This is a genomic window from Salegentibacter sp. T436, assembly GCF_001932675.1.
Classification (GTDB): Bacteria; Bacteroidota; Bacteroidia; order Flavobacteriales; family Flavobacteriaceae; genus Salegentibacter; species Salegentibacter agarivorans.
Genome location: NZ_CP012872.1, coordinates 897,137 through 923,086, shown reverse-complemented (window position 1 = coordinate 923,086; position 25,950 = coordinate 897,137). Strand labels below are relative to the sequence as shown.

The window sequence follows — 25,950 nt, the reverse complement described above, 5'->3', positions numbered from 1 at the left end:
CCAAACCATATTTTTGGTTCTAAAAAATGAAATGAAAAATGAAGACTTTAAACGATTTTAATTTTAAAGACAAACAGGCATTAATAAGAGTAGATTTTAATGTTCCATTAAATAAAGATCAGGAAGTAACTGATGCTAATAGAATTGAAGCTGCAAAGCCTACTATTCTTAAAATTTTGGAAGATGGTGGGAGCGTTGTTTTAATGTCGCATCTTGGCAGGCCAGAAGGCAGAGAAGAAAAATATTCTTTAAAACATATTGTGAAAAAAGTCGCAGAGGTTATTGGGGTAGAACCCAAATTTGTGAACGATTGTGTTGGAGATGAAGTTAAAACTGCAGCCGATAATTTACATCCAGGTGAAATTTTATTACTGGAAAACCTTAGATTTCATAAGGAAGAAAAAGGTGGGGACGAAGATTTTGCAAAACAACTCTCGCAACTTGGAGATATTTATGTAAACGATGCCTTTGGTACCGCACACCGTGCTCACGCATCTACTACTATTGTTGCCAAATATTTTGACGATAAATGCTTTGGATATTTATTGGAAAAAGAAATTAAAAACCTTGATAAGGTACTTCACAGTAAAGAAAAGCCGGTAACTGCGGTTTTAGGTGGCGCTAAAGTTTCGTCTAAAATCACCGTAATTGAAAATATTCTTGATAAAGTAGATCATTTAATTATTGGTGGGGGAATGGCCTATACTTTTATCCTTGCCAAGGGAGGTAAAATAGGAAATTCTCTTGTAGAAGAAGATAAACAGGAATTAGCTCTGGAGATTCTTAAAAAAGCCGAAGCCAAGAATGTACAGGTTCATCTTCCCGTAGATTCTATAATTGCCGATAGTTTTTCTGAACAGGCTTCTACAGATACCGCTAAAATCAATGAAATTCCCGATGGTTGGATGGGACTTGATGCCGGGCCAGAAAGTATCCAAAATTTTGATGCAGTAATCCAGGAATCAAGAATTATTCTTTGGAATGGGCCGCTTGGTGTATTTGAAATGGATAAATTCTCAAAAGGAACTATTGCTTTAGGAAATTCTATTGCTGAAGCTACCCAAAATGGTGCTTTCTCTTTAGTAGGAGGTGGAGATTCTGTAGCCGCGGTTAAAAAATTCGGTTTTGAAGATAAAGTAAGCTATGTTTCTACAGGCGGTGGTGCTATGTTAGAAATGTTAGAAGGAAAATCATTGCCCGGTATTGAGGCAATAGGGAAATAAAACGTACTAAAATCTAAGATTTTACGTTCTTTTTTAAATATTGAATAATTATGGGCAGGTATATAATTTTATCTCTTGTATTCCTTTTTGGGATTAGCCTTCAGGCGCAGGAAGAGGAGAAGGGGAAGCAGGTAGAGAAAGCTAATTTTAGGGTGCAGATCTTCCAGAAGGTAGATAGCAATGAAATTATTCTTGCTCATCCCGACCCGGAGTTCAAAAATAAGTTACCAATTTCGGCTGTGATCAGGGATTCTTCTGCGGTTTCGTTAGAAGATCTTCCCCGCGCAGCCAAAATTGATTCTGTTTGGAAAGCACAGCTAACCAATTCAGATCTTTTTGATGAGATGTATAAAAGCATCAGGGAACAGGATTATGAAGATGAAGTAAACAAAGAGCTTCCCACCGATACTTTAAAAGCCAGGTTAGCGAAATTAAATGCCCGCACGCCGTTTAACGTAGAATACCATCCCGTACTGGAAAGTGTTATTAATTCCTATTTAAAACGCAATAAGAAGGCTATGGAGCGTCTTATGGCGTTAAGTGAATACTACTTCCCAATGTTTGAGCAACAGCTGGATCGTTATGATATTCCGCTGGAGATAAAGTACCTGGCCATTGTAGAATCGGCTTTAAACCCAAGAGCAAAATCCTGGGTGGGCGCTACGGGCCTTTGGCAATTTATGTACAGAACAGGAAAAGCTCACGGACTTGATGTAAGCAGCTATGTTGATGACCGTATGGATCCGCAAATGTCTACGGAAGCCGCTGCAAAATACCTGGCAAACCTATATAAATCTTTTGAAGACTGGGATTTGGTTTTGGCTTCTTATAATTCTGGTCCGGGAAATGTTTCAAAAGCAATTAGACGTAGTGGTGGCTCGAACAATTATTGGGAGTTAAGACGATTTTTACCACGAGAAACTGCAGGATACGTTCCTGCTTTCCTAGCCACACTTTACCTTTTTGAGTATGCCGATGAACACAACTTCCAGCCGCAAGGGCCGGACATTGCCTTTTTTGAAACCGACACAATAAAAGTAAAAAAGTTGATCACCTTCGATCAAATTTCTAAGGTTACCGGGGTAGAAAAAGAAATGCTTCAGTTTTTAAATCCTAGTTACAAACTGGATGTTATTCCATTTGTAGAAGATGAAAATTATATGCTAAGGCTTCCGGCCACCGCAAGCGGTGCTTTTGTAAGTAATGAAGCTGCTATTTATAATTTTGCCGAAGAAGATATTAAAAATAAAGCAGCAGCTTTTCCTGAGTTTGTAAAAGCAGATGAACAAATAAGGTATCGTGTAAAAAGCGGTGATTATTTAGGAAAAATTGCAGAACGTTACGGGGTTGGAGTAAGCAGTATTAAGCGATGGAATAATTTAAGAGGTAATAATTTAAGAATAGGGCAATATATTACTATTTATCCGCGAAAACCCGGTACAGAAGCTCAAAATACATCTACGGCAAGTAGCCAAAACAATAAAGAAAAAACCTATACCGTGAAGAAAGGAGATTCGCTTTGGAGTATTTCCCGTAAGTTTCCGGGAGTTACGGTACAGAATTTGAGGGCTTGGAATGATATGGGTAATAACAGCCTAAAACCCGGGATGGAACTTAAACTTTCCAAGGGTTAATCATTTCAAACCAAACTAATAAAAATGAAAAAAACATTATTCCTTCTATTCAGTTTAGTTTTTCTCGTTTCATGTAACGAAAACGGCGATAAAACAGAAGAACGTATCCTTTCAGACTCTTCCGGAAATATTAATCAAATCACCCTAATTATTGAGAATGAATTATGGGAAGGCCCGGTAGGCGAAGCCATTAGAGATAATTTTGCAGCTATGGTAGAAGGATTGCCCCAGGAAGAACCATTGTTTTCTTTAAGCCAGATACCGCCAGAAACCTTTAGCGGATTTGTTAGAAAAAATCGTTCTTTTATTTCCGTTCAGGAAGGGAAAGAGGCTGAAGCCAGAATTATTAAAGATCTTTATGCCCGGCCACAAACCGGTGCAATAATCTCTGGAGAAAGCGAAGAAGAACTAATTCATATAATTAATGAAAGTTCAGAGAAAATGGTTTCTGCCTTTAAAGAAACTGAAATGAAGGAGAAGCAACGCCGAATGAAAAAATCGCTTAAAAAAGATGGAAAGCTGGAAGAAAAATTCGGTTTATCCTTAGATTTTCCATCGGCTTATAGATACGCCTTAGAAGAAGAAGATTTTGTTTGGATTAGAAAGGAAATTCCAAAAGGAAATATGGAAATTCTTATTTATGAGGTACCCATCAGTCAAATTGAAGCCGACACCAATACTATTGGAAATATTATAAAAATGCGCGATTCTATTGGAAAAGCTCATATTCCCGGCCCTACTGAAGGAACTCATATGATTACCGAAGAAGCTTACGCTCCTTATCTTTTTGAGACAGAAATTGATGGTAAATTCGCGTATGAAACCCGTGGAACCTGGGAAGTAAAAGGCGCTTTTATGGCGGGACCGTTCTTAAATTATGCAATTAAAGATGAAGCCAATAATCGCTATTTGGTAGTAGAAGGTTTTGTTTTTTCTCCCTCAAGAGGCAAACGTGATAATATGTTTGAAATAGATGCTATCCTGCAGTCTGCAGATATTGAATAGCACAAATTAAAATACAAATAAAAAGCCCGAACTTTAAAATTCGGGCTTTTTTTATAAGGTAGTTATTGTCTATTTCTTTTCTTCTGAAAAGTTCTTATCATCAGAAGTAACTGGCTTTTCGCCGTTTTCGTCTTTAGAAGCGTCTTTAAATTCTTTAATTCCACTACCTAAACCTCTCATCAATTCAGGAATTTTTCGACCTCCAAATAGTAGCAATATTACCACAACAATTAAGATAATTTGCGGGGCACCAATAGCTAATGGTAAAATAAGTGCATTCATAACGTATAATTTTGATATTACAAACTTAACAAGAATTAAATAATTACAACGTTAATATGGCTTAAATTTAAGTTTTAGTTGTGGGGTATTATAAAACGGGAAGGCAATTTTATTGAAAATCTTATTTTTTCTCTCTAAAAGATCCAATTTGGACCTAAGTTTGAGAACTTCACTAAACAGGCGAAAATTTTAATTTAACTTTGTAAATGTAATATGGCAGAAAATAAAAAAGAGAGAAAAAAATTCACCAAAAAGTTACTTCATAAATACCGAATGGTAGTTTTGAATGAAGATACTTTTGAGGAAAAGCTTTCTTTTAAATTAACCCGCCTCAATGTTTTTGTAACGATCACGCTAAGTGCAATAATTTTAATTGCAGCCACTACTTTTATAATTGCTTTTACTCCGCTTAAAGAGTACATACCCGGCTATTCTTCGGCTCAGTTAAAAAGACAGGCTTCTGAGCTGGCTTATAAGTCAGATTCCCTTCAGCAGGTTTTAAAGCTGAATAATCAATATTTAAGTTCAATTAAAAATGTACTTACCGGGAAAGCAGATACCTCCAGTTTAAGTAGAGATTCTATGGTAGAAAACCCTATAATGGGCCAGGAAATTGAAGCTATAGAACCTTCCCGGGCAGACTCCCTGTTACGAGAAGAAGTAGCGCAGGAAGACAAATACAATGTTTTACCCTCGGCTACAGATAATATTGACTTTTCTCTATTTCCGCCGGTAAAAGGTTCAATTTCTGAAGCTTATGATGCTAAAGAAAAACATTACGCAGTAGATATTGTAGTTGCAAAAAACACTCCGGTTAAATCGGTGGCCGATGGGCGTGTAATTTTTGCAGAATGGACTACAGAAACCGGTTATGTAATAATTATTAAGCACGAATATGGCTTATTGTCGGTTTACAAACATAACGCATCTATAGCCAAAGAACAGGGGGAGAATGTAAGAAGGGGAGAGGTAATTGCCACTGCAGGATCTACCGGAGAATACACCACCGGCCCACATTTGCATTTTGAACTTTGGAACGAAGCCGTGCCTGTAGACCCTACAGATTATATTGATTTTGATTAATAAATCACGACCTTTGTAGCACCAAAGGTATTTCTGAAATTTAAAATACCAATTAATTCAATAAACCTATGTCTTTAAAGTCGTTTGGAGCAAAGATTTTTGCCAATTATATACGCAAAAAAATAGATAAATGGGCTTCCCAACCTGAAGCCACTCAGCAAAAAGTATTCAGGGAGCTTATTGAAAAAGGCAAAGACACGCAGTTTGGCAAAGATCACGATTTTAAAAACATCAAAACTTATAAAGATTTCATCCAAAATGTACCAATTCGCGATTACGAAGAATTGCGCTTTTATATAGATAAAATGGTAGCTGGCGAAGAAGATATGTTATGGCCGGGTAAACCTTTATACTACGCAAAAACTTCTGGTACTACAAGTGGTGCCAAGTATATTCCACTTACAAAAGATTCTATGCCTTCGCACATTAACGCGGCCCGAAATGCGATTTTATGTTATATCGCTGAAACCGGAAATGCAAAATTTGTAGATGGAAAAATGATCTTCCTCCAGGGAAGTCCGGAGATGGAAGAGAAAAATGGAGTAAAATTAGGTCGCTTATCAGGGATCGTGGCGCATTACGTGCCTTCCTATCTTCAGAAAAATAGAATGCCCAGCTGGGAAACCAATTGTATTGAAGATTGGGAAACCAAGGTAGATGCCATTGTAGAAGAAACCCGAAACGAAAATATGAGCGTTATTAGCGGTATTCCATCCTGGGTGCAAATGTATTTTGAAAGACTTCAGCAAAAAACCGGGAAGAAGGTTGGTGAGCTTTTTCCTAATTTCGATTTGTTTATTTATGGCGGCGTAAATTATGAACCTTACCGTTCAAAATTTGAAAACCTAATTGGTAGAAAAGTAGATAGCATTGAACTTTACCCGGCTTCAGAAGGATTTTTCGCTTTTCAGGATAAACAAACCGAAAAAGGAATGTTACTGCAACTCGATTCCGGTATGTTTTATGAATTTGTAAAAGCCGATGAATTTTATGAAGAAAATGCGAAACGGCTTACTATTGGCGAGGTAGAAACCGGTGTAAATTATGTAATATTGGTTTCTTCAAATGCCGGTCTTTGGGCATATAATATTGGCGATACGGTGCAGTTTACAAGCACAAAGCCTTACCGGGTAATTGTTTCAGGCAGGATAAAACATTTTATTTCGGCCTTTGGAGAGCACGTTATTGCCAAGGAGGTAGAAGAAGCTATTCAGGAAGCCACTGCAGCTACAAATGCAAGAATTAGCGAGTTTACCGTGGCACCGCAAATTACCCCAGAAAATGAAGAATTACCTTACCACGAATGGTTTGTAGAATTTGAAAAAGAGCCTGAAGATTTATCTAAATTCAGTAAAATTCTGGATAAAAGTCTTCAGCAGCAAAATTCTTACTATTTTGATCTTATTAAAGGAAAAATTCTTCAGCCATTAAAAATATCAAAAGTTCCGGAAAATGGTTTTCAGCAGTATATGAAATCTATTGGAAAACTGGGCGGACAAAATAAGTTGCCGCGCCTGGCCAACGATCGTAAAATTGCTGAAGTCCTGGAAAAAATTATAAAAGCATAACAAAAAAATGATAAACCTAAAATTACTAGGCCGTACCCGCGCCCAAGAGAGTACCCACGCGATAGAGCGTATGTATATTACAATGCGCCACCTTTTTAATCGTGGTTTTTATAAACCTATGGGCGTTTCGGGAGAGACCTTAAGGGAAGCTTTACTTATACTTCGCCCCGAAATTTACGGCTCTATAGCCGATGATAAAGCTGAATTAAGCGGATTACTTTATGTTATAGACCGTTTACCAAAAGGAATTGAAGAATGCAGGTTTATAAATCTTACCAGTGATGAAGGCTATGGGAATTCGCATTTTAAGCCTATTGTTCCGCCAAAGCGCCGGCGAAACTGCTATAGGATAGACGATGAGCAAATGAATATTGAAATAACCCGTGGCCGTTCTGAAATCTATGATATTCTTACACACCTTACTTTTCTGTTCGTAGAATCTCATAAAATAATGCGTCGCGTAATTATAGATGAAGAAGGTAGCGTTACCAGAGATTGGCAGAAACTGGAAAAAGCTGTTTTGCAGGAAGAACCTTTAGACCAGGCACAACGCGAAATTGCTTTAACTCACACCGCCAATATTTTAGGCCGAACTTTCTTTGAAGTTCAGGATATTTATCCAAAATTCTCATTACCGGGAAATCCAGAACGTTTCTTAAATATAATCTACTGGTTAGGGAAACTCGCTATTGCAGAAACCATAAATAACGATAAAAGGATTATTACTTTTAGTCCCGTTTTAAGAGAACGCTTAGGGCACCATATTCACGGTGAAATTTGGGCCGATAACATTAAGCAACATCTCATAAAAGAGAATTTAATGCACCGCCCTTTACACATTATTAGTGCGAATATGCATAGTGTAATGAACACGCTTTATACTCCTTCAGCCTTAAAAACCGAACTTAAAAAGAAAAAACCACTGGAGATTTACGAATTGCTTAGTAATACTGCCAACGGCGATTTACGCAGCAAAGTAATGAAATCGGCTTTAGATAATGGGATGACGTTTTTAGATGATAAAAGCGGAACCAATATAGATGTGCAAATCTTTGATACAGCTAAACTAAACGGTAAATACGGAAGCTGGGATATTAAAACCGAAGAAGAAGCTCCGGTAATTATCGTGATGGATTATGCTTTTGGTGAGCAGGCTTATGAAACTATGGATGAACTGCTGAAACCATACAATTTTGAAGGAAATGAGATAAAAATGAATGTAGAATCTATCTCCATTATGGGAAAAGCCGGTATCCTGGAAGGAGGAAAAGGAGATATTATGATTCCTTCTGCACATTTATTTGAAGGCACCGCAGATAATTATCCGTTTAAAAATGAACTTAGTCCGGCCGATCTTGAAGGTAGCGGAATTGATATTGTAGACGGTGCTATGATCACTGTTTTGGGAACTTCGCTTCAAAACCGGGATATTCTTAAATTTTTCCACGATTCTACCTGGAATGTTAGCGGGCTTGAGATGGAGGGCGCACATTACCAAAAAGCCATACAGGCGGCTTCCAAATTACGCGGAAGCATAGATAGCGAAGTTAAAGTTAGATATGCCTATTACGCCTCAGATAATCCGCTGGAAACCGGTAGCACCCTGGCATCAGGAGGACTTGGAACTACCGGGGTAAAACCCACTTATTTAATTACTGAAAAAATCCTGGAACAAATCTTTAAATCTTAGTTTATGAAAGTTGAAGAATCACCATTAAAAGACTGTTTTATAATAAAACCCGATATTTTTCGGGATAAAAGGGGCCTTTTTCTGGAGAGCTATCACAAGAAAAAATTTATAGAATTAACCGGGATAGAAAAGGAATTTGTTCAGGATAATCAATCTATTTCCAAAAAAGGGGTTTTACGTGGGTTGCATTATCAAACCGGGGAATTGGCACAAACCAAGTTGGTACGTGCTATTTATGGCAAAGTGCTGGATGTGGTGGTAGATTTACGGCCAGAATCGCCAACTTTTAAACAAAGTTTCAAAATAATTCTTGACGATGAGAATTTATATCAGCTCTATATTCCAAAAGGATTTGGGCACGGCTTTGTAACCCTGTCTGAAACTTCGGTTTTTGCTTATAAATGCGACGAATATTACTATCCGGGTTACGAAGCAGGTGTTATTTTTAACGACCCCGATTTGGCAATAGACTGGGGCTTTCCTGAAGAAGATATGATAATCTCAGATAAAGATTTAAAACAACCGCGATTAAAAGAGATTTTTAAATGAAAAATATTCTCGTTACCGGTGCCAATGGACAATTAGGAGCTTGTTTTAAAAAGATTTCGGGGAATTATCCTAATTTTCATTTCGTTTTTAAATCTTCTGCAGAAGCTGATATTACCAATAAATCGAAATTACAGAGACTTTTTGCTGAGGGGAATTTTGATTGGGTTATTAACTGCGCAGCTTACACGAATGTTGAAAAAGCCGAATCTGAAGAAGAGAAAGCTTTTAAAATTAATGCTGAAGCTGCCAAACATCTCGCTGAGCTTTGTAATGAAAATCAGGCGAAATTAGTTCATTTTTCCACCGATTATGTTTTCGACGGGAAAGCTGAAAAACCTTATATAGAAACCGATAAGACAAATCCTATTAACGTCTATGGCGCTTCAAAATTAAAGGGAGAACAGTTAATCGCTGAGGTTTTAAAAGAACATTTTATTTTAAGGACTTCGTGGCTGTATTCAGAATTTGGTCATAATTTTTATAAAACTATCCTTCGAAAAATAGACGAAAAAGCTGAATTAAATATCACCACTTCTCAAACCGGAACACCAACAAATGCTAATGATCTGGCTAAATTTGTTTTGGAAATAATCGCTTCAGAAAATAATGATTTTGGCTTGTATCATTTCAGCAATTTGGGCGAAGCTACCTGGTATGGTTTTGCAAAAGCAATTTTAGAATTTACGGGAAATTCAGAAGAAATTCGGTTAAACGAAAGCAACAATTTTAAAACTATTGCCGCAAGACCGGAATATAGCGTGTTAGATAAAAATAAAGTTCAGGAGAAATTTCATAAGAAAATTCCGGAATGGAAGGCAAGCCTTAAAGCACTCATCCTTTCGTAAATCTCATAAAATTTGAGTAATTTTCACACAAACTTCAGGAATGGCAAAAAGAATACTCATTACCGGGGCTGCCGGCTTTTTAGGCTCTCATTTATGTGATAGGTTTATTAAAGAAGGTTATGAAGTTATTGCAATGGATAACCTTATTACCGGAGATTTAAAGAATATCGAGCATCTTTTTAAACTGGATAATTTCGAGTTTTTTCATCACGATATCACCAAATTTATTCACGTTCCCGGTGAGTTAGATTATATTCTTCATTTTGCTTCTCTTGCAAGTCCCATAGATTATTTAAAAATTCCCATTCAAACCTTAAAAGTAGGTTCGGTGGGGACTTTACATTGCCTAGGTTTGGCAAAAGAAAAGAATGCCAGGATTTTGATCGCTTCTACCTCTGAAGTTTATGGGGATCCTCAGGTTCATCCACAAAATGAGGAATATTACGGAAATGTAAATACAATTGGACCACGCGGAGTTTATGATGAGGCCAAGCGATTTCAGGAATCTATAACAATGGCTTATCACAGATTTCACGGTTTAGAAACCAGGATTGCGCGTATTTTTAATACTTACGGTCCCAGGATGCGATTAAACGATGGTCGGGTAATTCCTGCATTTATTGGTCAGGCCTTGCGGGGTGAAAACCTCACCATTTTTGGTAATGGCTTGCAAACGCGCTCGTTTTGTTATGTAGACGATCAAATTGAGGGAATTTATCGTTTATTATTAAGCGATTATCCAGATCCTGTGAATATTGGAAATCCAGATGAAATCACTATTAAAGATTTCGCCGAAGAAATTTTAAAACTTACCGGAACCGAGCAAAAAGTGGTTTATAAAGAACTTCCGGAAGACGATCCTTTAAAAAGACAGCCAGATATTAGTCGGGCAAAAGAGGTTTTAGGCTGGGAGCCTAATGTTTCCCGTAGTGAAGGAATGAAAATTACTTACAATTATTTCAAAAATCTAAGTCCCGAAGAATTAGAGAAAAGCGAGCACAAAGATTTTTCCAATCATATAAGGCGATAATCAAGTTATGGAGAATCTCCTGGTTTCAGTAATTATGCCCGCTTTTAATGCGGAAAATTTTATTGAAGCTGCGGTAAATTCTGTAATTGTTCAAACTTACTCCAACTGGGAATTGTTTATTATCGATGATGCCTCAACAGATACTACGCTTTCTAAAGCTGAAAAATTTGCAAAGCAAGATTTCCGAATTAAAATACTTCAAAATCAAAATAATTTCGGCACAGGAATAAGTCGAAATAAAGGAATTAAAGCCGCTCAGGGCGATTTTATAGCTTTTTTGGATGCAGATGACCAATGGAAACCGGGAAAGCTGGAAATTCAGCTTAAATTGATGCAGCAGCAGGATGTTGCGGTTTGTTTCTCCAGTTATTTACAAATAGATGAAAATGGAAATACCAGAAACGAAATTATAGAAGCACTGCCCGTTTTAACTTATCAAAAATTGCTTAAATCAAACTACCTCGGCAACCTCACGGGGATTTACAATACTAAAAGACTAGGAAAGATCTACGCCCCTGAATTAAGGAAAAGGCAGGATTGGGCACTTTGGCTGGAAGCCGTTGAAAAAGGTGGGCCGGCGATAGGAATTCAAAAGTGTTTAGCAAAATACCGGGTGAGAAAAGGCTCTATTTCAAGAAATAAAGTTGAGATGCTTAAATTTAATTTCAACATTTATCACAAGTTTTTAGGTTTTAGTTTCCCTAAAAGCCTTAGTTATATGCTGGTTTTTCTAAAGGAACATTTCTTTGTTAAGCCTAAACAGGTAAAAAAGATTTAGAATAATTTACGTCATCCTGAATTTATTTCAGGATTTATGTTTTGGCCAACCACCCTTTTCTTCAGCTTCGTTAAATTCATTCCCTCCTTTATAAGTAGGGGAGCTTTTTATAAATATATTCGTGAATTCGTGGCCGAAAAACCGGGGGAGTTTTTACCAGGAAATGCTACAAATCTGAAGTAAACTGCTTTAATTTCCCGCTTTTACTACGGGTAAGTTTATCCTTTCTTTCAAAAATCACCTTTAGATTTTTACCCACGTAGGTTTCAATGGCCATTAAAATTTTTTGCTTTTGGTTTTCAGAAAAATCAATTTGACTCACATACTCAATTTTAAAAGAATCCTGGGTATTTTGATTAATCACAAACTCCTTGATACTGCCATTATCTTCAATAATGCTTTTGGTTACATAATAAAAAGTAAGTCCCGGCACCACTTTCCCATCGGGAAGGGTGGCGATATCATTTGTTCGCCCAATTAATTTCTCAAGAATTGGCTTTTTCAAGGTGCTTTTTTTTGAAAGTACGCCGGTATCTCCAATATCGTATCTAATCATTGAATGGGCTTTATTATACAATGAAGTAATTACAATTCGTCCTTCAGTGCCATTTGGTACAGGATTGTTATTCTTATCAAGAATTTCAACAAAAAGATCTTCTGAATTTACTATCCATTCATTTTCCTTATTTTCAAAGGCTATAAGGCCAACTTCACTGGCGCCATATTCGTTCACTACAGGAACTCCAAAAACTGCTTTCATCAGTTTTTTATCTTCTTCAAATAACCTTTCAGAAGTGACTATAGAAAGTTTTAAATTGGGGCAAACTTCTTTTAAAATTAGGTTTTTGTTTTTAAGAAATTTTGCGAAAAGCAAAACTGCGCTGGTGTACCCGTTTATATAGCTAAAGTTTGATTTTTGAAAACGCTTCAGAAATTTTTCCATTTTCTTCTCGCTCAGGTCAAAAATGGGGAATCTTCGCCGTAGACTAATTCGGTCTTTAATTCGTTCCTGGATATTTCCGTAGAAATCTAGTGGAATTCCATAAAACCTGGCCTGTAAAGATTTGTTGAGATCAATATCGTGCCATTGGTAACGATCCTGAAATCCTGCCCAGCTTAGTGCGTGGGCAAATTTATCTTTGGCGAAAATAAAGGGCGTACCGCTGCTGCCCGAAGTTTTTCCGATATAAGCAGTGGATTTAGAAAAACCTTTGCTCAGGCGGTTTTCAAGTTTTTGCTGTAGATCGGTTTTGGCCATTACCGGCACTTCGTTCCAATTAGAAAATGAACTCTTTCCGAAGAAATTTTTATAAAAATGATTATTATTTAAGTGATATTCAACAATTTCCCAGCGTTTTTCACTAAGGTAATATTCATAATTTTCTGCGGGAATTTTCTGTATTTCCTGTAGTACTTTTTGCGCCCGGTTTATGGGAAATTTATTAAGCTGCAACGAAAGTTTAAACCAGTCCAAGGGCGAAAAAGCTTTTTTATAAGAAATAATTGGTGCTTCAATTTACAAACAATTATTTTTGGTGCATAACTAAAATGACTTCAGGATGAAAATTTTAATTCTCGGCGCCGGCGGACGCGAACATACATTTGCTTACAAACTGGCTCAAAGCCCAAAATGTTCTCAACTTTTTGTGGCACCGGGTAACGCGGGAACCGCTGAAATTGCAGAAAACATTGATCTAAAAGTAACCGATTTTAAAGCGATTAAAGATTTTGTGCTGAAGGAAAAAATTGAAATGCTGGTAGTAGGTCCCGAAGATCCTTTGGTAGAAGGAATCACCGATTTCTTTGCGGAAGATGATGCGCTAAACAGCGTAAAAGTTATTGGCCCATCTAAACGAGGGGCGCTTTTAGAAGGAAGTAAAGAGCGTGCAAAAGAGTTTATGGCGATGCATAAAATTCCAACCGCGACCTACGAGAGTTTTACCGAAAAAAGCCTTGAAGCCGGAAAGGAATTTTTGGAAACTTTAAATCCGCCGTATGTTTTAAAAGCCGATGGACTCGCAGCTGGAAAAGGAGTTTTAATTATTAACGATCTGGAAGAGGCTAAACAGGAACTTCAAAATATGCTGGCCGAAAAGAAATTTGGGGCGGCCAGCGCCAAAGTGGTCATTGAAGAATTTTTAGACGGAATTGAATTAAGCGTTTTTGTACTTACTGATGGGAAAAATTACAAAATCTTACCAACCGCCAAAGATTACAAACGAATAGGAGAAGGAGACACCGGCCTAAATACAGGCGGAATGGGCGCTATTTCTCCCGTTCCATTTGTAGATGATGAATTGATGCAAAAAATTGAAGAACGCATCGTAAAACCAACGGTTAATGGTTTGCAGGAAGAAGATATAGACTATAAAGGTTTTGTTTTTATCGGTTTAATTATGGTGAAAAACGAACCTTATGTTATAGAATATAATGTGCGCATGGGCGACCCGGAAACTGAAGTTGTACTGCCCCGAATTAAATCAGATTTAGTAGAGATTTTTGAAAAAGTTTCTGAAGAAAAATTAAACGAAATTTCTTTAGAAATAGATGAACGTGCAGCCACAACGGTAATGTTGGTATCTGGCGGTTATCCTGAAGCTTACGAAAAATCTAAAGAAATCACAGGGTTTGATAAAGTTGAAGAATCCATAGTTTTCCACGCGGGAACCAAATTTGAATGCGATAAAGTAGTAACCAGTGGTGGAAGGGTGATTGCGGTTACTTCTTTTGGGAAAGATTACAAAGAAGCACTAAAAAAATCTTATCAAAATGTAGAAAAGCTACATTTCGATAAGATGTATTATAGAAAAGATCTTGGCTTTGATTTATCCTAAAAACGAGTGTGCTGTAGGATCACGATCTTCATCATTCACTTCGTTGTAGTGCTTTAATTGCTTCATCCAATAAGCAAAAGCAGCCAAACCAACTAAAATAAAGATGAAGTTTAAGGCGTTTGCAGCCCACCAGGAATCAAGCTCCAGCGATCTTAAAGCATCTAAAGGAACAAATAATATTTCCTCGAATAAATAGGCGATACCTTCAAATATATCTCTTAACATTTTTAGTGTATTTTAAGTTCAAATTATTTCAAAGCGATATTAAATTACCTTTGAAGGCGTTCAATAACTAACTTTGGTGTATTTAAGATTACAAAAATATAAAAAACCACAATGCTAACAAGCTTTTTTGGCAAATCAAAACCGGTAAATGGGGTTGCGATCACCGTTTTTCTCATTATATTTTTTATTATCGCTAATTTTAGGGAGTGGTTTTTAGATTTTAACCTATTATTTTTTCTTGAAAAACTGGCGGTTTTATTATCACTTATTTTAAGTGTTTTTACCCTTAATTTTATTGCCAAGAAAAATGAACTTACCCAGCGTAGTGCCTATAAAATCTTGTTTTTTGTAATTTTCACAGCTTCATTTTTTGCACTTTTAAGAAATCACCAGGTGATATTTGCCAATTTATTGGTACTACTGGCTTTTAGAAGAATTATTAGCTTAAAATCTAAAAAAGTAATGCAGAAAAAGGTTTTTGATGCTACCTTTTGGATTTTTATCGCATCACTTTTTTATTTTTGGTCTATTTTATTCCTGGTGGTGGTGTATGCCGGGATCTTATATTATCTTCCAAAACCTAAAAACTGGTTAATTCCCCCAATTGCAGCTTTAGCGGTTGCGCTCTTAACGCTTGGTTTTCATATTATTGCTTACGACCAGTTTTATACATTTTCGCAGTGGTTTGAATGGAGTAATTTTGATTATTCCAATTATCAAAACCTCGAAATTCTTATTCCCGTAAGTATTATTTTGACTTTGGCACTTTGGACACTTGTCCAGTTTTTTGCAGTGGTGAGCAAGGCAAGCGTCTCCATGAAGCCTTCCCTAAACCTGGTTTTGCTAAGTTTACTCACCGCGGTGGCGGTTGCTATTTTTGCGCCTACCAAAGATGGTAGCGAACTTATTTTCTTTTTTGTACCGCTTAGTATAATCACTTCTATTTATTTTGATCAAAGAGAAGACAAAGTCTTTCGGGAAGTTTTGCTGGTTTTGCTTATCTTAATGCCTTTGTGTATTCCTTTTATTTTTTAAATGAATTTACCGGCAATTTAGACCGAATTAAAAAAGCGCTGCAAATACCAGTATCGCTGGTTTCGTAAGCAAATTAATTCGTGGGACAGGCTGTCTTCCTTTGTTTATTCTACTTCAAATTGGGATAAATTAAACGAGCAAATTGCCTTAATTATCGCTACTGAAAAGTTAGACGAAAAGCAATTTTTCCAGTATTGCAGTAATCTTACAGCTTCTGGAGTGCCATGGCCGTGGAGCATATATTTGCCGAAATGAAAGAAGTTATTCCCAATAAAAACCCAAAAAATCGAAAAATTGATTTTAATTTCTTAGGAAATGATTTCGATTTAAAAACAAGTGTTTTCCCAAAAGCGTTTAGTCGTTCCCTTGAATTTGCAAAAAATAATCCTGAAACTCTGATTTCCTGGTTATATAAAAACCAAAGCAAACAAAGCCGTTTTCATCTTGAAAATCGATTATTCTTAATAGTTTATGCTGAAGATGGACAGCATTGGAAGATAAAGGCTGAAATTTCTTTTTTGAAGCAGGTGATTGAAAAATATGTTGCTATTTTTGAAAATTCACAACTAAAAGAATTCCAATTTCAGCAAGGAAAAACCACTTTTGCTGACGTGATCTGGGCAGTAAAATGAATTATATAGGTTCTAAACATAAGCTTGGTAATTTTATAAAATCTACGGTAAAAGAAGTGGTTGGCGAAGATCTGTCTCAAATGGTTTTTTGCGATCTTTTTGCCGGTACAGGCAGTGTGGGCAGGAATTTTAAAACTTCGGTAAAATCGGTTCTTGCTAACGATGTAGAATATTACAGTTATGTTTTACTCAAAAATTATATTGAAAATCATCAGAAATTAGATTCTGAAGACCTCCTCGTTAAATTAAATAAGCTGGAAGGAAAACCGGGTTTTATCTTTGAAGAATACAGCGAAAACGGAAAATCTAACCGACTTTATTTTTCTGAAGCAAATGGAAAGAAAATTGACGCGGTTAGGCAGCAAATTGAAAATTGGAAATTGAATAATGAAATAGGGAAAAACCAGTATTTTTTCCTTTTAGCTTCATTATTAGAAAGTGCCGATAAAGTGGCAAATACCGCTTCAGTCTATGGCGCATTTTTAAAAAAGGTAAAACTTTCGGCCCAAAAAGAATTAGTATTAAGACCAGCAAACTTTGATTTTACAGAACATTCCCACCGGGTTTTCCAAAAAGATGCCAATCAATTAATTAAGGAAATTGAAGGGGATATTTTATACTTAGATCCGCCCTACAATGCACGCCAGTATGGCGCGAACTACCATATTTTAAATACCATCGCAAAATATGATACCTTTGCACCACAAGGTAAAACCGGTTTGCGAGAATATTATCGATCAAATTATTGTAGCAGGACAAGAGTTGAAAATTCTTTTAAAGATTTACTGGAAAATGCAAATTTCAAATATATTTTCTTCAGCTATAATAACGAGGGTTTAATGCCTTCAACAGAAATAAAAAAAATAATGAGTCGTTTTGGAAATTACGACCTGGTAACCAGAAATTACCAGCGTTTTAAGGCCGATAAAACCGAAAACCGAAACCATACGGCCATAAATACAACAGAATATTTACACATTTTAGAAAAAAAATAATTTATGTTTTCAGATAAAGCAAATAAGATTTTTCAGGAAGTAATAGAAAAATATCACGAAAAAGATACGGTAGAACAGCCATTTACCAATCCGTACGACAGCGAAAATGAGTTGATTGAGCATTTATTATACAGGAAATGCTGGATAGATACAGTGCAGTGGCATTATGAAGATATTATTCGCGATAAGCACATAGATCCTGTAGATGCACTGGCGCTAAAACGCCAAATAGATGCGTCAAATCAGGACCGAACGGACACAGTGGAATATATTGATAGTTATTTTTTGGAAAAATTTAAAGATGTTAAGCCAAATGAAGATGCTACAATAAATTCTGAAAGCCCGGCCTGGGCTATAGACAGGCTTTCAATTTTAGCGTTAAAGATTTATCATATGGACGAGGAGGCTAATAGGGAAGATGCCTCACAGGAGCACCAAATGAAATGTAAGGCTAAACTTGATGTTTTGCTGGAGCAACGCGTAGACCTTTCTACCGCGATAAACCAGCTGTTAGAAGATATTGCTGCCGGGAATAAGTATATGAAAGTTTACAGGCAAATGAAGATGTATAATGACGATGAGTTAAATCCTGTTTTAAGAAAAAAATAGCGCTTAAAATTGTTTGAAAATGAAGAAGAAGACCTCTTTTAATAAAAGAAATTCTCCCCTTTCAGGAGAGATTCCACAGGCTGAGGGGGCTTCTCATATTTTGGTTATTCGCTTATCGGCGATGGGCGATGTGGCGATGACGGTACCGGTATTACGGGTGCTTAGCGCCACTTATCCACATTTAAAAGTTACGGTTTTAACCCGCGGGTTTTTTGAACCAATGTTTAAAGGAATTCCGCGGGTTTCTGTTTATGAAGCCGATGTTAACGGAGTGCATAGCGGCGTATTTGGTCTCTGCCGACTCGCAAAAGATTTAAGGGATCTGGGAATTGATAAAGTAGCCGATCTTCACGATGTTTTGCGAAGCAATATCTTGAAATCGGTGTTCTATATGTTTGGGATTTCAGTAAAACAAATTGATAAAGGCCGAAGTGAAAAGAAGGCCTTAACCACTGAAAACAATAAGGTTTTTAAACAATTAAAATCCACCGTACAGCGCTATGCCGATGTTTTTGAGGCTTTAGGTTATCCGTTAGACCTCAAAACCCACAAATTTCCTGAAAAAGAAAAAATTTCAGAAAAGATAAGAACACTGGTTGGCACCGAACCTAAAAAATGGCTTGGCATTGCACCCTTTGCCCAGCACAATTCTAAAGCCTATCCAGCAGATTTAATGGAAGAAGTTTTAGGGAGATTAAGTGAAAATTCAAAGATTAAAATTTTGCTTTTTGGCGGTGGAAATAAAGAAAAACAACAACTGGAAACCTGGGCGGCCAGATTTAAAAATACTCTTAGTATTGCCGGAAAACTCACTTTAGCCGAAGAACTCGCACTTATCTCAAACCTGGATGTCATGCTTTCTATGGACAGTGGGAATGGACATATGGCCGCGATGTTTGGCATCCCGGTAATAAGTATTTGGGGTGTTACGCATCCTTATGCCGGTTTTAGACCTTTTAACCAGCCGACGGAAAATAGCTTACTTCCCAATCTTACGCAATACCCTAAAATACCGACTTCCGTTTACGGGAATAAGTTTCCAGAAGGCTATGAGAACGCTATTAGAACTATTTCCCCACAAACTGTATTAAAAAAGATTCAGGAAGTACTTCTTTAAAGATTGCCTTTTACATATCTGGTTAATTTCTTGTTTAGAAAATGATAAAATTCGTGGTAGAAAGATGATTCTTAGTATCTTTCTTTAGAAGTCTAACATTACGAAAATGCAGGAAATTATAGTTTACGACCTTAATCAAACTTTGTATAAAAAATCGTCTAAAGATGAATTTTTTAAATTCATTTGCTATAAAAAAGGCTATAAGTTATTGCATCTCTTTCAAATTGGCTGGCTGCATGTGTTGGGAAAGCTTCATATAACCAGTAAAACTTATTTTAAAGAAAATTTATATGATTATTTGAATAAGCTTTCACCTGAAAAGGTAAAAAAGTACGCTAAGCAATTTTGGAATATTGAATTTCCCGAACATTTTAGAGAGGATATGCTCACCGATATTAAAGAAAAAGATAAAGCTGGTATAAAAGTGTATATAGTTACCGGCGGATTCGAGGTCTACACAAAATATTTGGAAGAACTTTTGCCTTTAAAAGTGATTGGTACTCTCACAAAATATGAAAATGAAGATTATAAGATAATAGGAAAAACCTGTAATGATGCCGAAAAGGTAAAACGCCTCGAAGCTGAAATGAATGGAGAGTACAGGCTACTAGAGGCCTACTCAGACGATGATGAGGAAATTCTGTATAAAGCTGAAAAAGGCTATTTACTTGAAGAGGGAGAATTGAAATTGGTGCAGAATAGAAAAAAATAAAAAAGAGACTGCCTGAAAAGTTCTTAATATCGTCATCCTGAATTTATTTCAGGATCTAAAATATTGATAATCAAAACATCTTAGAAGCTGAAACAGATTCAGCTTTACGAAACTAGACATTTCAGACAGCCTCTTTGAGATAATAAAAAAATTATCCTTTTACTTCTTCTTCCGTTTTATTAGGTAACGTGTCAAAGCCCATATTATAAAGGGTGAAACCAAAAATATCGGCATATTCTTCAATAATCATTTTTGTAGGTTTTCCTGCACCGTGACCGGCTTTGGTTTCAATTCTGATTAAAGCTGGATTATCTCCGGCTTGCTTATCCTGTAATTCAGCGGCAAATTTAAAAGAATGCGCAGGCACCACACGATCGTCGTGATCTCCTGTGGTTACCAAAGTAGCTGGATATTCGGTTCCTTCTTCCAGGTTGTGCACCGGGGAATATTCAAGAAGGTATTTAAACATTTCTTCACTATCTTCTGCAGTTCCATAATCGTAAGCCCAACCTGCACCTGCGGTGAAAGTATGATAACGTAACATATCCATTACGCCAACGGCTGGTAGAGCCACCTTCATAAGATCTGGACGCTGGGTCATTGTAGCTCCAACTAAAAGCCCGCCGTTAGAACCACCACGAATGGCCAGGTAATCGCTGGAAGTATAATTCTCTTCAATTAAGTATTCCGCAGCAGCGATAAAATCGTCAAAAACGTTTTGTTTTTTAAGTTTTATACCGGCATCATGCCATTCTTTTCCATATTCACCACCACCTCTAAGGTTTGGTACGGCGTAAACTCCGCCTTGTTCCATCCAGACCGCATTTGCGGTGCTAAAAGAAGGCGTTAAACTAACATTGAATCCTCCATAACCATAAAGCATGGTTGGGTTCTTACCGTTAAGCTCAAGACCTTTTTTGTGGGTAATGATCATAGGAACCTTTGTCCCATCTTTTGAGGTATAAAAAACCTGCTTGCTTTCGTAATCTTCTGGATTGAATTTTATGTTCGGTTTGTTATAAACCTCAGAAGTTCCTTCTTCAATATTGTATTTGTAAATAGTACCCGGAGTCACATAATTTGTGAAAGAATAATACAATTCTTCTTTTTCCTTTTTAGCACCAAATCCGCCTGCAGAACCAATTCCCGGAAGTTCAACTTCACGAACTAACTCTCCTTCATAATCGTATTGTTTTACTTCAGAAACCGCGTCTACCATATATTCGGCAAAGAAATAGCCACCGCCTGTAGAAGGGCTTAATACGTTTTCGGTTTCAGGAATAAAATCCTCCCAGTTTTCAGGAGAAGGATTTGCAGCATCTACAGTCACAACCTTACGATTTGGCGCATCCATATTGGTAACGATAAACAATTTACTGTCTTCGTTAGTAATTACGTAGCTATCGGTGTTTTCATGGTCCAAAATAGTAACCAGTTCAGAATTTTCTTTAGAAAGATCCATCATAAAAAGTTTTCCTCCAGAGGTTGAATTCCTTGCAGAAATAAATAAAAACCGGTCATCTTCTGAAACGCCACCACCAACATAACGATGTTTTTGCTCTTCAGAATCTCCAAAGATTACTTTGTCTTCGCTCTGTGGAGTTCCCAGTTTATGGTAAAATAACCTATGCTGATCTGTTTTTGCTGAAAGCTCGCTACCTTCAGGTTTTTCGTAGCTTGAATAGTAAAAGCCTTCGTTTCCTTTCCACGAAATTCCACTGAATTTTACATTTTGAATGGTATCTTCTATACGTTCTTTATTTTCGGCATCTATAATGATTATTTTTCTCCAGTCGCTACCACCTTCAGAAATAGCGTAAGCGGCTTTGCTGCCATCTTTAGAGAAACTTAAGCCGGCAAGGGAAGTAGTCCCGTCTTCACTGAATTTATTAGGATCCAGGAAAACTTCTGTTTTACCATCTTCACCTTTTTTTCTATAAACCACGTATTGATTTTGTAAACCATCGTTTTTATAGAAATAGGTGTAATCGCCTTCTTCAAAAGGAGCACTTATTTTTTCATAATTCCATATTTCAGAGAGTCTTTCTTCAAGCTCTTTTTTATACGGAATGCTGTTTAGATAATCGAAAGTCACCTCATTTTGGGCTTTTACCCATTCTTCGGTTTCTTCGCTACGATCGTCTTCCAGCCATCTATATGGATCTTTTACTTCGGTGCCAAAATAATCGGTTACCGTATCTACTTTTTTGGTTTCAGGATAATTCAAACTGATTTCTTTTTCTGATTTAGAATCGTTGCAGGAAGCCAGGACGGCGAGTGCAAAAATTCCGGGTAATGTTTTTTTCATAAATTATGTTTTGATACAAACAGTTAGTACTAAAAAATGCCTGTAAGTTACAATTTTACAGGCATTAGTTAATTTTTTGTTTGCTACCGTTTACACTAACTTATTTTTAATCAGGTATTCGGCAATTTGTATGGTATTGGTAGCTGCGCCTTTTCTAAGATTATCGGCCACCACCCACATATTTAAACTTTTAGGTTGTGAATAATCCCTACGGATTCTTCCAACAAAAACATCATCTTTTCCTTCAGCATAAATAGGCATAGGGTAAGTGTTGGTATCAGGATTGTCCTGTACGGTTACCCCTGGAAACTGACTTAGAATTTTTCTTACTTCAGCTTCATCAAATTCATTTTCAAATTCAATATTCACAGATTCTGAATGTCCGCCAACAACGGGAATTCTAATCGCGGTAGCACTCACCAAGACCGATTCATCTCCTAGGATCTTTTTGGTTTCTTTGGTAAGTTTCATCTCTTCTTTGGTATACCCGTTTTCCTGGAACACATCGCAATGCGGAAGTGCATTCTTATGAATAGGATAAGGATAGGCCATTTCGCCTTTTTCACCTTTGTACTCATTTTCCAGTTGTTCCACCGCTTTTACGCCGGTACCGGTGATAGACTGGTAAGTAGAAACGATAACACGCTTAATTTTGAAAGCATCGTGCAGCGGTTTTAAAGCCATCAACAACTGGATGGTAGAACAGTTTGGGTTGGCAATGATCTTGTCTTCTTTGGTTAACTCTGAAGCATTAATTTCTGGAATCACCAGTTTTTTGGTTTCATCCATTCTCCAGGCCGAAGAATTATCCACTACCGTTGTTCCATTTTCGGCAAATTTTGGAGCCCATTCCAAAGAAGTTTCTCCGCCAGCTGAAAATAGAGCAATATCCGGTTTAAGATCTACCGCCGTTTGCAAGCCAATTACTTCATAGTCTTTTCCTTTAAAATTGATCTTTTTACCTACAGAACGTTCTGAAGCCACCAAATATAATTCGGTAATCGGAAAATTTCTTTCGGCTAAAACTTTTAACATGATCTCGCCTACCATCCCGGTAGCGCCTACAACTGCTATTCTCATAATTTTAAACTTTTGTCTTTTTCCGCGTAGGCGGAAAACTATTTATTTTAGTCATTCCGGCTAAAGCGGAAATCTTATTTGGGTAATTTCTTTTTGTTACTAAATGTTCTTAAAACAAGCCGCAAATTTATTATCCCCAACTTAACTTACATAGCCCCAGCCCTTAAAATTGAAAAGAATTATTGTTTTTAAACTAATTCGTGTTTTTCGTTAAAAAAAGACCCCACAGTTTCCTGTGGGGTTTGATTAAATTACGATTTATTTAAAATGAGCAGTATAGCGGTGCTCGTATCTTTAAGAATTTTAAGTCGTACTATTCTGTTTTTTTAGCTCATCCCTAATTTGGGTAAGCAAATCTTCCTGGGTTGGGCCTTTTGGTTCCACCAATTTTGGGGCTTCTTTTTCTTTTTTGGTCTTTTCGTAAGCACGTAATACCAAAAATATAAAAAACGCAACGATTATAAAGTGAATAATAGTATCAATTAAATTTCCGTAGGTAATTACAGCGGCTTCAGCTTCTTTTGCAGCTTCTAATGTTTCGTAGGAAACGCCATCTAACGAGATAAATTTCTGTGAAAAATCTGTTCCTCCGGTAATTAAACCAATAATAGGCATAATAACATCGGCCACTACAGAAGCGATGATTTTGTTAAAAGCGGCACCTATCACCACCGCAGTAGCAAGGGCTATAATATCACCCTTGAGCATAAACTTTTTAAAATCTTGAATAAAACTCATGATAAATTCTGATTGGATTAGTAGCTAACCAAATTACACAATAATTCGCTAGAAAAATTCATTTAACTATTGAATAATTATCCGTTTTACTCTTTGTGAAATTCCGGTGATAAGCTCGTAAGAAACGGTTCCTCCTTTGGCTGAAAATTCGGGTACATTTTGGGGACCACCAAAAATTATTACTTCATCACCTTCCTTACAATCAATGTGGGTAACGTTTATCATAATAATATCCATACAAACATTACCAGCAATGGGAGCGTAATCCCCATTAATAAAAACGCCGGCTTTTCCGTGGCCGTATATACGTTTTATACCATCGGCATGGCCAACAGGAAGCGTAGCTATTCTTGTAGTTTTTTCGGCTTTAAAAGCACGGCCATAACCTACCGTATCTCCTTCTTCTAAATTTTGAATTTGCGAAATAACCGATTTTAAAGTGCCAACCGGTTTTAGTTTCTTGTTGAGGTTATCGTCATTGGCGAAACCATAAAGTCCCAGGCCGCTTCTTACCATAGAAAAAGTGGCAGAAGGATAATTAAAAATCGCTGAAGTATTACAAAGATGCAAATGCGGTTCGTAACCAATATCATCCAAAAGTTTACCCGCCAGATCTTTGAATTTATAGATTTGTGAAAGGGTGAATTCCCGCTCTTTCCAGTCTTCGCTGGCTGCTAAATGGGAAAAGGCAGAAGCTATTTTTACCGATTTAGTCTTCTTTAATTTCTCCGGAATATGCTGATAATCGGCTTCAGTAAATCCAAGACGGTTCATTCCCGTATTAAATTTTAGATGCACCGGATAATTTTTCTGTTTTTGCTTTTCAGCGAGCTCTATAAAAAGCTGAAGCGTTCTTGCACTGTATAAATTAGGCTCCAGGCAATTTTCAATTATTTCAGGATAATTTACGGGTTGTGGGTGCAGAATTAAAATAGGTTTGCTAATTCCCGCTTCCCGCAGTCTTATGCCTTCTTCGGTATAAGCAACCGCAAAATAATCGGTGTCCAGTTCTTCTAATTTATGAGCCATTGCTACAGAATCATTTCCGTAGGCATAAGCTTTAATAACCGACATAAATTTAACGCCGGGTTTTAACTGCGATTTTATGGTTTTAAAATTATGAGCTAAGGCGTTAAGGTCTATTTCCAGAACGGTTTCTTCGGCTTTAGGCATTCTTTTTCTTTAGGTTAGGTTGCAATTCTTCGGCATCTTTCACATCTAATTTCTTAACCCTTTCCCTAAGCATAGCTTTGTAATATGCACCACGGCTTAAAGGTTCGTATTCCTCGTTTTCCCCTAGAAAAACCAGATCGTCATTAATAGCTTTTCTATAACTAAATTGTGCCAGGTTTCCGGTGCGGGTGCAAACTGCATGAACTTTGGTTACATATTCTGCAGTAGCCATAAGATAGGGCATAGGCCCAAAAGGATTTCCTTTAAAATCCATATCCAACCCGGCCACAATTACCCGAATTCCTCTATTTGCGAGATCGTTGCAAACCGTTACAATTTCATCATCAAAAAACTGGGCCTCGTCTATTCCTACCACATCACAACCATCGGCAAGAATCCTGATATTGGAAGCCGAAGGAACGGGAGTAGACCTAATTTCATTAGAATCATGAGAAACCACCATTTCCTCGTCATAGCGCGTGTCTATGGCGGGTTTAAAGATTTCTACGGTTTGTTTGGCGAACTGGGCTCTTTTTAAACGGCGAATTAGTTCTTCGGTCTTGCCAGAGAACATACTGCCGCAAATAACTTCAATCCAGCCAAATTGCTCTTCGTGATTTACTGTATTTTCGAGAAACATTTTGTAATTTTCAAATCGAAATGGGAACTTGCCCTTTTTGATAAAGGTGGAACAAATTTATTAAAAATACAAGCCATTAGCGGTTGGTAACCACTAAAGTTATTAAACCAGATTAAGGCACTTTTTTTGTAAGTGTTATATTGAAACTTGAGAGAGACTTTAAAT

General features: G+C 36.9%; 25 protein-coding genes. 17 read left to right on the top strand and 8 right to left on the bottom strand.

Annotation, left to right across the window (positions count from 1 at the left end):
* Nucleotides 1-38 precede the first annotated feature (38 nt).
* From AO058_RS04065 to AO058_RS04055, 3 genes are read left to right on the top strand one after another with little or no spacing between them, the layout of a single operon-like run.
* Nucleotides 39-1,223 (top strand): phosphoglycerate kinase, encoded by a 1,185-nt coding sequence (locus tag AO058_RS04065; RefSeq protein ID WP_075325358.1) that lies wholly within the window; start codon nucleotides 39-41, stop codon nucleotides 1,221-1,223.
* Between the two features lie 50 nt (nucleotides 1,224-1,273).
* Nucleotides 1,274-2,857 (top strand): lytic transglycosylase domain-containing protein, encoded by a 1,584-nt coding sequence (locus tag AO058_RS04060; RefSeq protein ID WP_075325357.1) that lies wholly within the window; start codon nucleotides 1,274-1,276, stop codon nucleotides 2,855-2,857.
* A gap of 24 nt (nucleotides 2,858-2,881) precedes the next feature.
* Complete coding sequence (locus AO058_RS04055; protein WP_075325356.1) at nucleotides 2,882-3,862, top strand: DUF4837 family protein; 981 nt, start codon at nucleotides 2,882-2,884, stop codon at nucleotides 3,860-3,862.
* 69 nt (nucleotides 3,863-3,931) lie between these two features.
* On the opposite strand, the gene tatA is transcribed toward AO058_RS04055, so the two are convergent.
* Nucleotides 3,932-4,144 (bottom strand): twin-arginine translocase TatA/TatE family subunit, encoded by a 213-nt coding sequence (gene tatA, locus AO058_RS04050; protein ID WP_075325355.1) that lies wholly within the window; start codon nucleotides 4,142-4,144, stop codon nucleotides 3,932-3,934.
* Between the two features lie 213 nt (nucleotides 4,145-4,357).
* Between tatA and AO058_RS04045 the strand changes: the two genes are divergently transcribed.
* The 7 genes from AO058_RS04045 (at nucleotide 4,358) to AO058_RS04015 (ending at nucleotide 11,687) form a co-directional block, all read left to right on the top strand.
* Entirely contained in the window at nucleotides 4,358-5,227 is an 870-nt protein-coding gene (locus AO058_RS04045; protein ID WP_075325354.1) for a M23 family metallopeptidase, read from the top strand.
* 68 nt (nucleotides 5,228-5,295) lie between these two features.
* Nucleotides 5,296-6,795: a GH3 auxin-responsive promoter family protein gene (locus AO058_RS04040; protein WP_075325353.1), complete on the top strand. Its 1,500-nt coding sequence runs from the start codon at nucleotides 5,296-5,298 to the stop codon at nucleotides 6,793-6,795.
* 7 nt (nucleotides 6,796-6,802) lie between these two features.
* The gene (locus tag AO058_RS04035; protein WP_075325352.1) at nucleotides 6,803-8,485 is read left to right on the top strand and encodes a DUF6909 family protein; all 1,683 of its coding nucleotides are present in this window, start codon (nucleotides 6,803-6,805) and stop codon (nucleotides 8,483-8,485) included.
* Nucleotides 8,486-8,488: 3 nt separating this feature from the next.
* Nucleotides 8,489-9,034, top strand: a complete 546-nt coding sequence (rfbC, locus tag AO058_RS04030; protein ID WP_075325351.1) for a dTDP-4-dehydrorhamnose 3,5-epimerase — start codon at nucleotides 8,489-8,491, stop codon at nucleotides 9,032-9,034.
* Nucleotides 9,031-9,879: a dTDP-4-dehydrorhamnose reductase gene (rfbD, locus tag AO058_RS04025; RefSeq protein WP_075325350.1), complete on the top strand. Its 849-nt coding sequence runs from the start codon at nucleotides 9,031-9,033 to the stop codon at nucleotides 9,877-9,879. Before rfbC ends, rfbD begins: the two co-directional genes overlap by 4 nt.
* Nucleotides 9,880-9,919: 40 nt before the next feature.
* On the top strand, nucleotides 9,920-10,909 hold the full coding sequence (locus AO058_RS04020) for a UDP-glucuronic acid decarboxylase family protein (protein ID WP_075325349.1): 990 nt from the start codon (nucleotides 9,920-9,922) through the stop codon (nucleotides 10,907-10,909).
* Nucleotides 10,910-10,916: 7 nt separating this feature from the next.
* On the top strand, nucleotides 10,917-11,687 hold the full coding sequence (locus AO058_RS04015; RefSeq protein ID WP_075325348.1) for a glycosyltransferase family 2 protein: 771 nt from the start codon (nucleotides 10,917-10,919) through the stop codon (nucleotides 11,685-11,687).
* 166 nt (nucleotides 11,688-11,853) lie between these two features.
* On the opposite strand, the gene AO058_RS04010 is transcribed toward AO058_RS04015, so the two are convergent.
* A complete protein-coding gene (locus AO058_RS04010; protein ID WP_075325347.1) occupies nucleotides 11,854-13,161 on the bottom strand; it encodes a phenylacetate--CoA ligase family protein in 1,308 nt (435 codons plus the stop codon).
* 85 nt (nucleotides 13,162-13,246) lie between these two features.
* Here AO058_RS04010 and purD point away from each other — a divergent pair, with 85 nt between their 5' ends.
* On the top strand, nucleotides 13,247-14,521 hold the full coding sequence (gene purD, locus AO058_RS04005; RefSeq protein ID WP_075325346.1) for a phosphoribosylamine--glycine ligase: 1,275 nt from the start codon (nucleotides 13,247-13,249) through the stop codon (nucleotides 14,519-14,521).
* On the opposite strand, the gene AO058_RS04000 is transcribed toward purD, so the two are convergent.
* On the bottom strand, nucleotides 14,513-14,746 hold the full coding sequence (locus AO058_RS04000) for a DUF6341 family protein (RefSeq protein ID WP_075325345.1): 234 nt from the start codon (nucleotides 14,744-14,746) through the stop codon (nucleotides 14,513-14,515). The two genes, purD and AO058_RS04000, sit on opposite strands and share 9 nt — an antisense overlap.
* 111 nt (nucleotides 14,747-14,857) lie before the next feature.
* On the opposite strand from AO058_RS04000, the gene AO058_RS03995 reads away from it, so the two are divergent.
* The 6 genes from AO058_RS03995 to AO058_RS03970 all read left to right on the top strand — a co-directional run bounded on the left by AO058_RS03995 (nucleotide 14,858) and on the right by AO058_RS03970 (nucleotide 19,846).
* On the top strand, nucleotides 14,858-15,781 hold the full coding sequence (locus AO058_RS03995; RefSeq protein WP_075325344.1) for a DUF6427 family protein: 924 nt from the start codon (nucleotides 14,858-14,860) through the stop codon (nucleotides 15,779-15,781).
* A gap of 251 nt (nucleotides 15,782-16,032) precedes the next feature.
* Entirely contained in the window at nucleotides 16,033-16,413 is a 381-nt protein-coding gene (locus tag AO058_RS03990; RefSeq protein ID WP_143083650.1) for a hypothetical protein, read from the top strand.
* Nucleotides 16,410-17,408 carry a DNA adenine methylase gene (locus tag AO058_RS03985; protein WP_075325342.1) on the top strand — a complete coding sequence of 333 codons (999 nt, stop codon included), beginning with the start codon at nucleotides 16,410-16,412 and terminating at the stop codon, nucleotides 17,406-17,408. Before AO058_RS03990 ends, AO058_RS03985 begins: the two co-directional genes overlap by 4 nt.
* A gap of 3 nt (nucleotides 17,409-17,411) precedes the next feature.
* Nucleotides 17,412-18,017: a DUF4254 domain-containing protein gene (locus AO058_RS03980; RefSeq protein WP_075325341.1), complete on the top strand. Its 606-nt coding sequence runs from the start codon at nucleotides 17,412-17,414 to the stop codon at nucleotides 18,015-18,017.
* Nucleotides 18,018-18,138: 121 nt separating this feature from the next.
* Nucleotides 18,139-19,134 (top strand): glycosyltransferase family 9 protein, encoded by a 996-nt coding sequence (locus AO058_RS03975; protein WP_075327875.1) that lies wholly within the window; start codon nucleotides 18,139-18,141, stop codon nucleotides 19,132-19,134.
* A 106-nt stretch (nucleotides 19,135-19,240) separates the two neighbouring features.
* Nucleotides 19,241-19,846 (top strand): HAD family hydrolase, encoded by a 606-nt coding sequence (locus AO058_RS03970; protein WP_075325340.1) that lies wholly within the window; start codon nucleotides 19,241-19,243, stop codon nucleotides 19,844-19,846.
* 151 nt (nucleotides 19,847-19,997) lie between these two features.
* Here AO058_RS03970 and AO058_RS03965 read toward each other — a convergent pair whose 3' ends face one another.
* From AO058_RS03965 to AO058_RS03945, 5 genes are all read right to left on the bottom strand, one after another.
* A complete protein-coding gene (locus tag AO058_RS03965; protein WP_075325339.1) occupies nucleotides 19,998-22,154 on the bottom strand; it encodes a prolyl oligopeptidase family serine peptidase in 2,157 nt (718 codons plus the stop codon).
* Between the two features lie 90 nt (nucleotides 22,155-22,244).
* Nucleotides 22,245-23,234, bottom strand: a complete 990-nt coding sequence (locus AO058_RS03960; protein ID WP_075325338.1) for an aspartate-semialdehyde dehydrogenase — start codon at nucleotides 23,232-23,234, stop codon at nucleotides 22,245-22,247.
* Between the two features lie 303 nt (nucleotides 23,235-23,537).
* On the bottom strand, nucleotides 23,538-23,972 hold the full coding sequence (gene mscL / locus AO058_RS03955; protein WP_075325337.1) for a large conductance mechanosensitive channel protein MscL: 435 nt from the start codon (nucleotides 23,970-23,972) through the stop codon (nucleotides 23,538-23,540).
* A gap of 66 nt (nucleotides 23,973-24,038) precedes the next feature.
* Nucleotides 24,039-25,145 carry an alanine racemase gene (gene alr / locus AO058_RS03950; protein WP_075325336.1) on the bottom strand — a complete coding sequence of 369 codons (1,107 nt, stop codon included), beginning with the start codon at nucleotides 25,143-25,145 and terminating at the stop codon, nucleotides 24,039-24,041.
* Nucleotides 25,138-25,785, bottom strand: a complete 648-nt coding sequence (locus tag AO058_RS03945; RefSeq protein ID WP_070054255.1) for a thymidine kinase — start codon at nucleotides 25,783-25,785, stop codon at nucleotides 25,138-25,140. Before AO058_RS03945 ends, alr begins: the two co-directional genes overlap by 8 nt.
* Nucleotides 25,786-25,950 lie beyond the last annotated feature (165 nt).

Excerpts from the sequence above, each read along its gene's own strand:
- AO058_RS04015 (WP_075325348.1), top strand. The coding sequence starts at position 10,917 with ATGGAGAATCTCCTGGTTTCAGTAATTATGCCCGCTTTTAATGCGGAA.
- AO058_RS04035 (WP_075325352.1), top strand. The coding sequence starts at position 6,803 with ATGATAAACCTAAAATTACTAGGCCGTACCCGCGCCCAAGAGAGTACC.
- purD (WP_075325346.1), top strand. The coding sequence starts at position 13,247 with ATGAAAATTTTAATTCTCGGCGCCGGCGGACGCGAACATACATTTGCT.
- mscL (WP_075325337.1), bottom strand. The coding sequence starts at position 23,972 with ATGAGTTTTATTCAAGATTTTAAAAAGTTTATGCTCAAGGGTGATATT.
- rfbC (WP_075325351.1), top strand. The coding sequence starts at position 8,489 with ATGAAAGTTGAAGAATCACCATTAAAAGACTGTTTTATAATAAAACCC.
- AO058_RS03985 (WP_075325342.1), top strand. The coding sequence starts at position 16,410 with ATGAATTATATAGGTTCTAAACATAAGCTTGGTAATTTTATAAAATCT.
- AO058_RS04045 (WP_075325354.1), top strand. The coding sequence starts at position 4,358 with ATGGCAGAAAATAAAAAAGAGAGAAAAAAATTCACCAAAAAGTTACTT.
- AO058_RS03965 (WP_075325339.1), bottom strand. The coding sequence starts at position 22,154 with ATGAAAAAAACATTACCCGGAATTTTTGCACTCGCCGTCCTGGCTTCC.
- AO058_RS03970 (WP_075325340.1), top strand. The coding sequence starts at position 19,241 with ATGCAGGAAATTATAGTTTACGACCTTAATCAAACTTTGTATAAAAAA.
- AO058_RS04060 (WP_075325357.1), top strand. The coding sequence starts at position 1,274 with ATGGGCAGGTATATAATTTTATCTCTTGTATTCCTTTTTGGGATTAGC.
- AO058_RS04000 (WP_075325345.1), bottom strand. The coding sequence starts at position 14,746 with ATGTTAAGAGATATATTTGAAGGTATCGCCTATTTATTCGAGGAAATA.
- rfbD (WP_075325350.1), top strand. The coding sequence starts at position 9,031 with ATGAAAAATATTCTCGTTACCGGTGCCAATGGACAATTAGGAGCTTGT.
- AO058_RS03945 (WP_070054255.1), bottom strand. The coding sequence starts at position 25,785 with ATGTTTCTCGAAAATACAGTAAATCACGAAGAGCAATTTGGCTGGATT.
- AO058_RS04065 (WP_075325358.1), top strand. The coding sequence starts at position 39 with ATGAAGACTTTAAACGATTTTAATTTTAAAGACAAACAGGCATTAATA.
- AO058_RS04040 (WP_075325353.1), top strand. The coding sequence starts at position 5,296 with ATGTCTTTAAAGTCGTTTGGAGCAAAGATTTTTGCCAATTATATACGC.
- alr (WP_075325336.1), bottom strand. The coding sequence starts at position 25,145 with ATGCCTAAAGCCGAAGAAACCGTTCTGGAAATAGACCTTAACGCCTTA.
- AO058_RS03960 (WP_075325338.1), bottom strand. The coding sequence starts at position 23,234 with ATGAGAATAGCAGTTGTAGGCGCTACCGGGATGGTAGGCGAGATCATG.
- tatA (WP_075325355.1), bottom strand. The coding sequence starts at position 4,144 with ATGAATGCACTTATTTTACCATTAGCTATTGGTGCCCCGCAAATTATC.
- AO058_RS04055 (WP_075325356.1), top strand. The coding sequence starts at position 2,882 with ATGAAAAAAACATTATTCCTTCTATTCAGTTTAGTTTTTCTCGTTTCA.
- AO058_RS03980 (WP_075325341.1), top strand. The coding sequence starts at position 17,412 with ATGTTTTCAGATAAAGCAAATAAGATTTTTCAGGAAGTAATAGAAAAA.
- AO058_RS03975 (WP_075327875.1), top strand. The coding sequence starts at position 18,139 with ATGGGCGATGTGGCGATGACGGTACCGGTATTACGGGTGCTTAGCGCC.
- AO058_RS04020 (WP_075325349.1), top strand. The coding sequence starts at position 9,920 with ATGGCAAAAAGAATACTCATTACCGGGGCTGCCGGCTTTTTAGGCTCT.
- AO058_RS03990 (WP_143083650.1), top strand. The coding sequence starts at position 16,033 with ATGAAAGAAGTTATTCCCAATAAAAACCCAAAAAATCGAAAAATTGAT.
- AO058_RS03995 (WP_075325344.1), top strand. The coding sequence starts at position 14,858 with ATGCTAACAAGCTTTTTTGGCAAATCAAAACCGGTAAATGGGGTTGCG.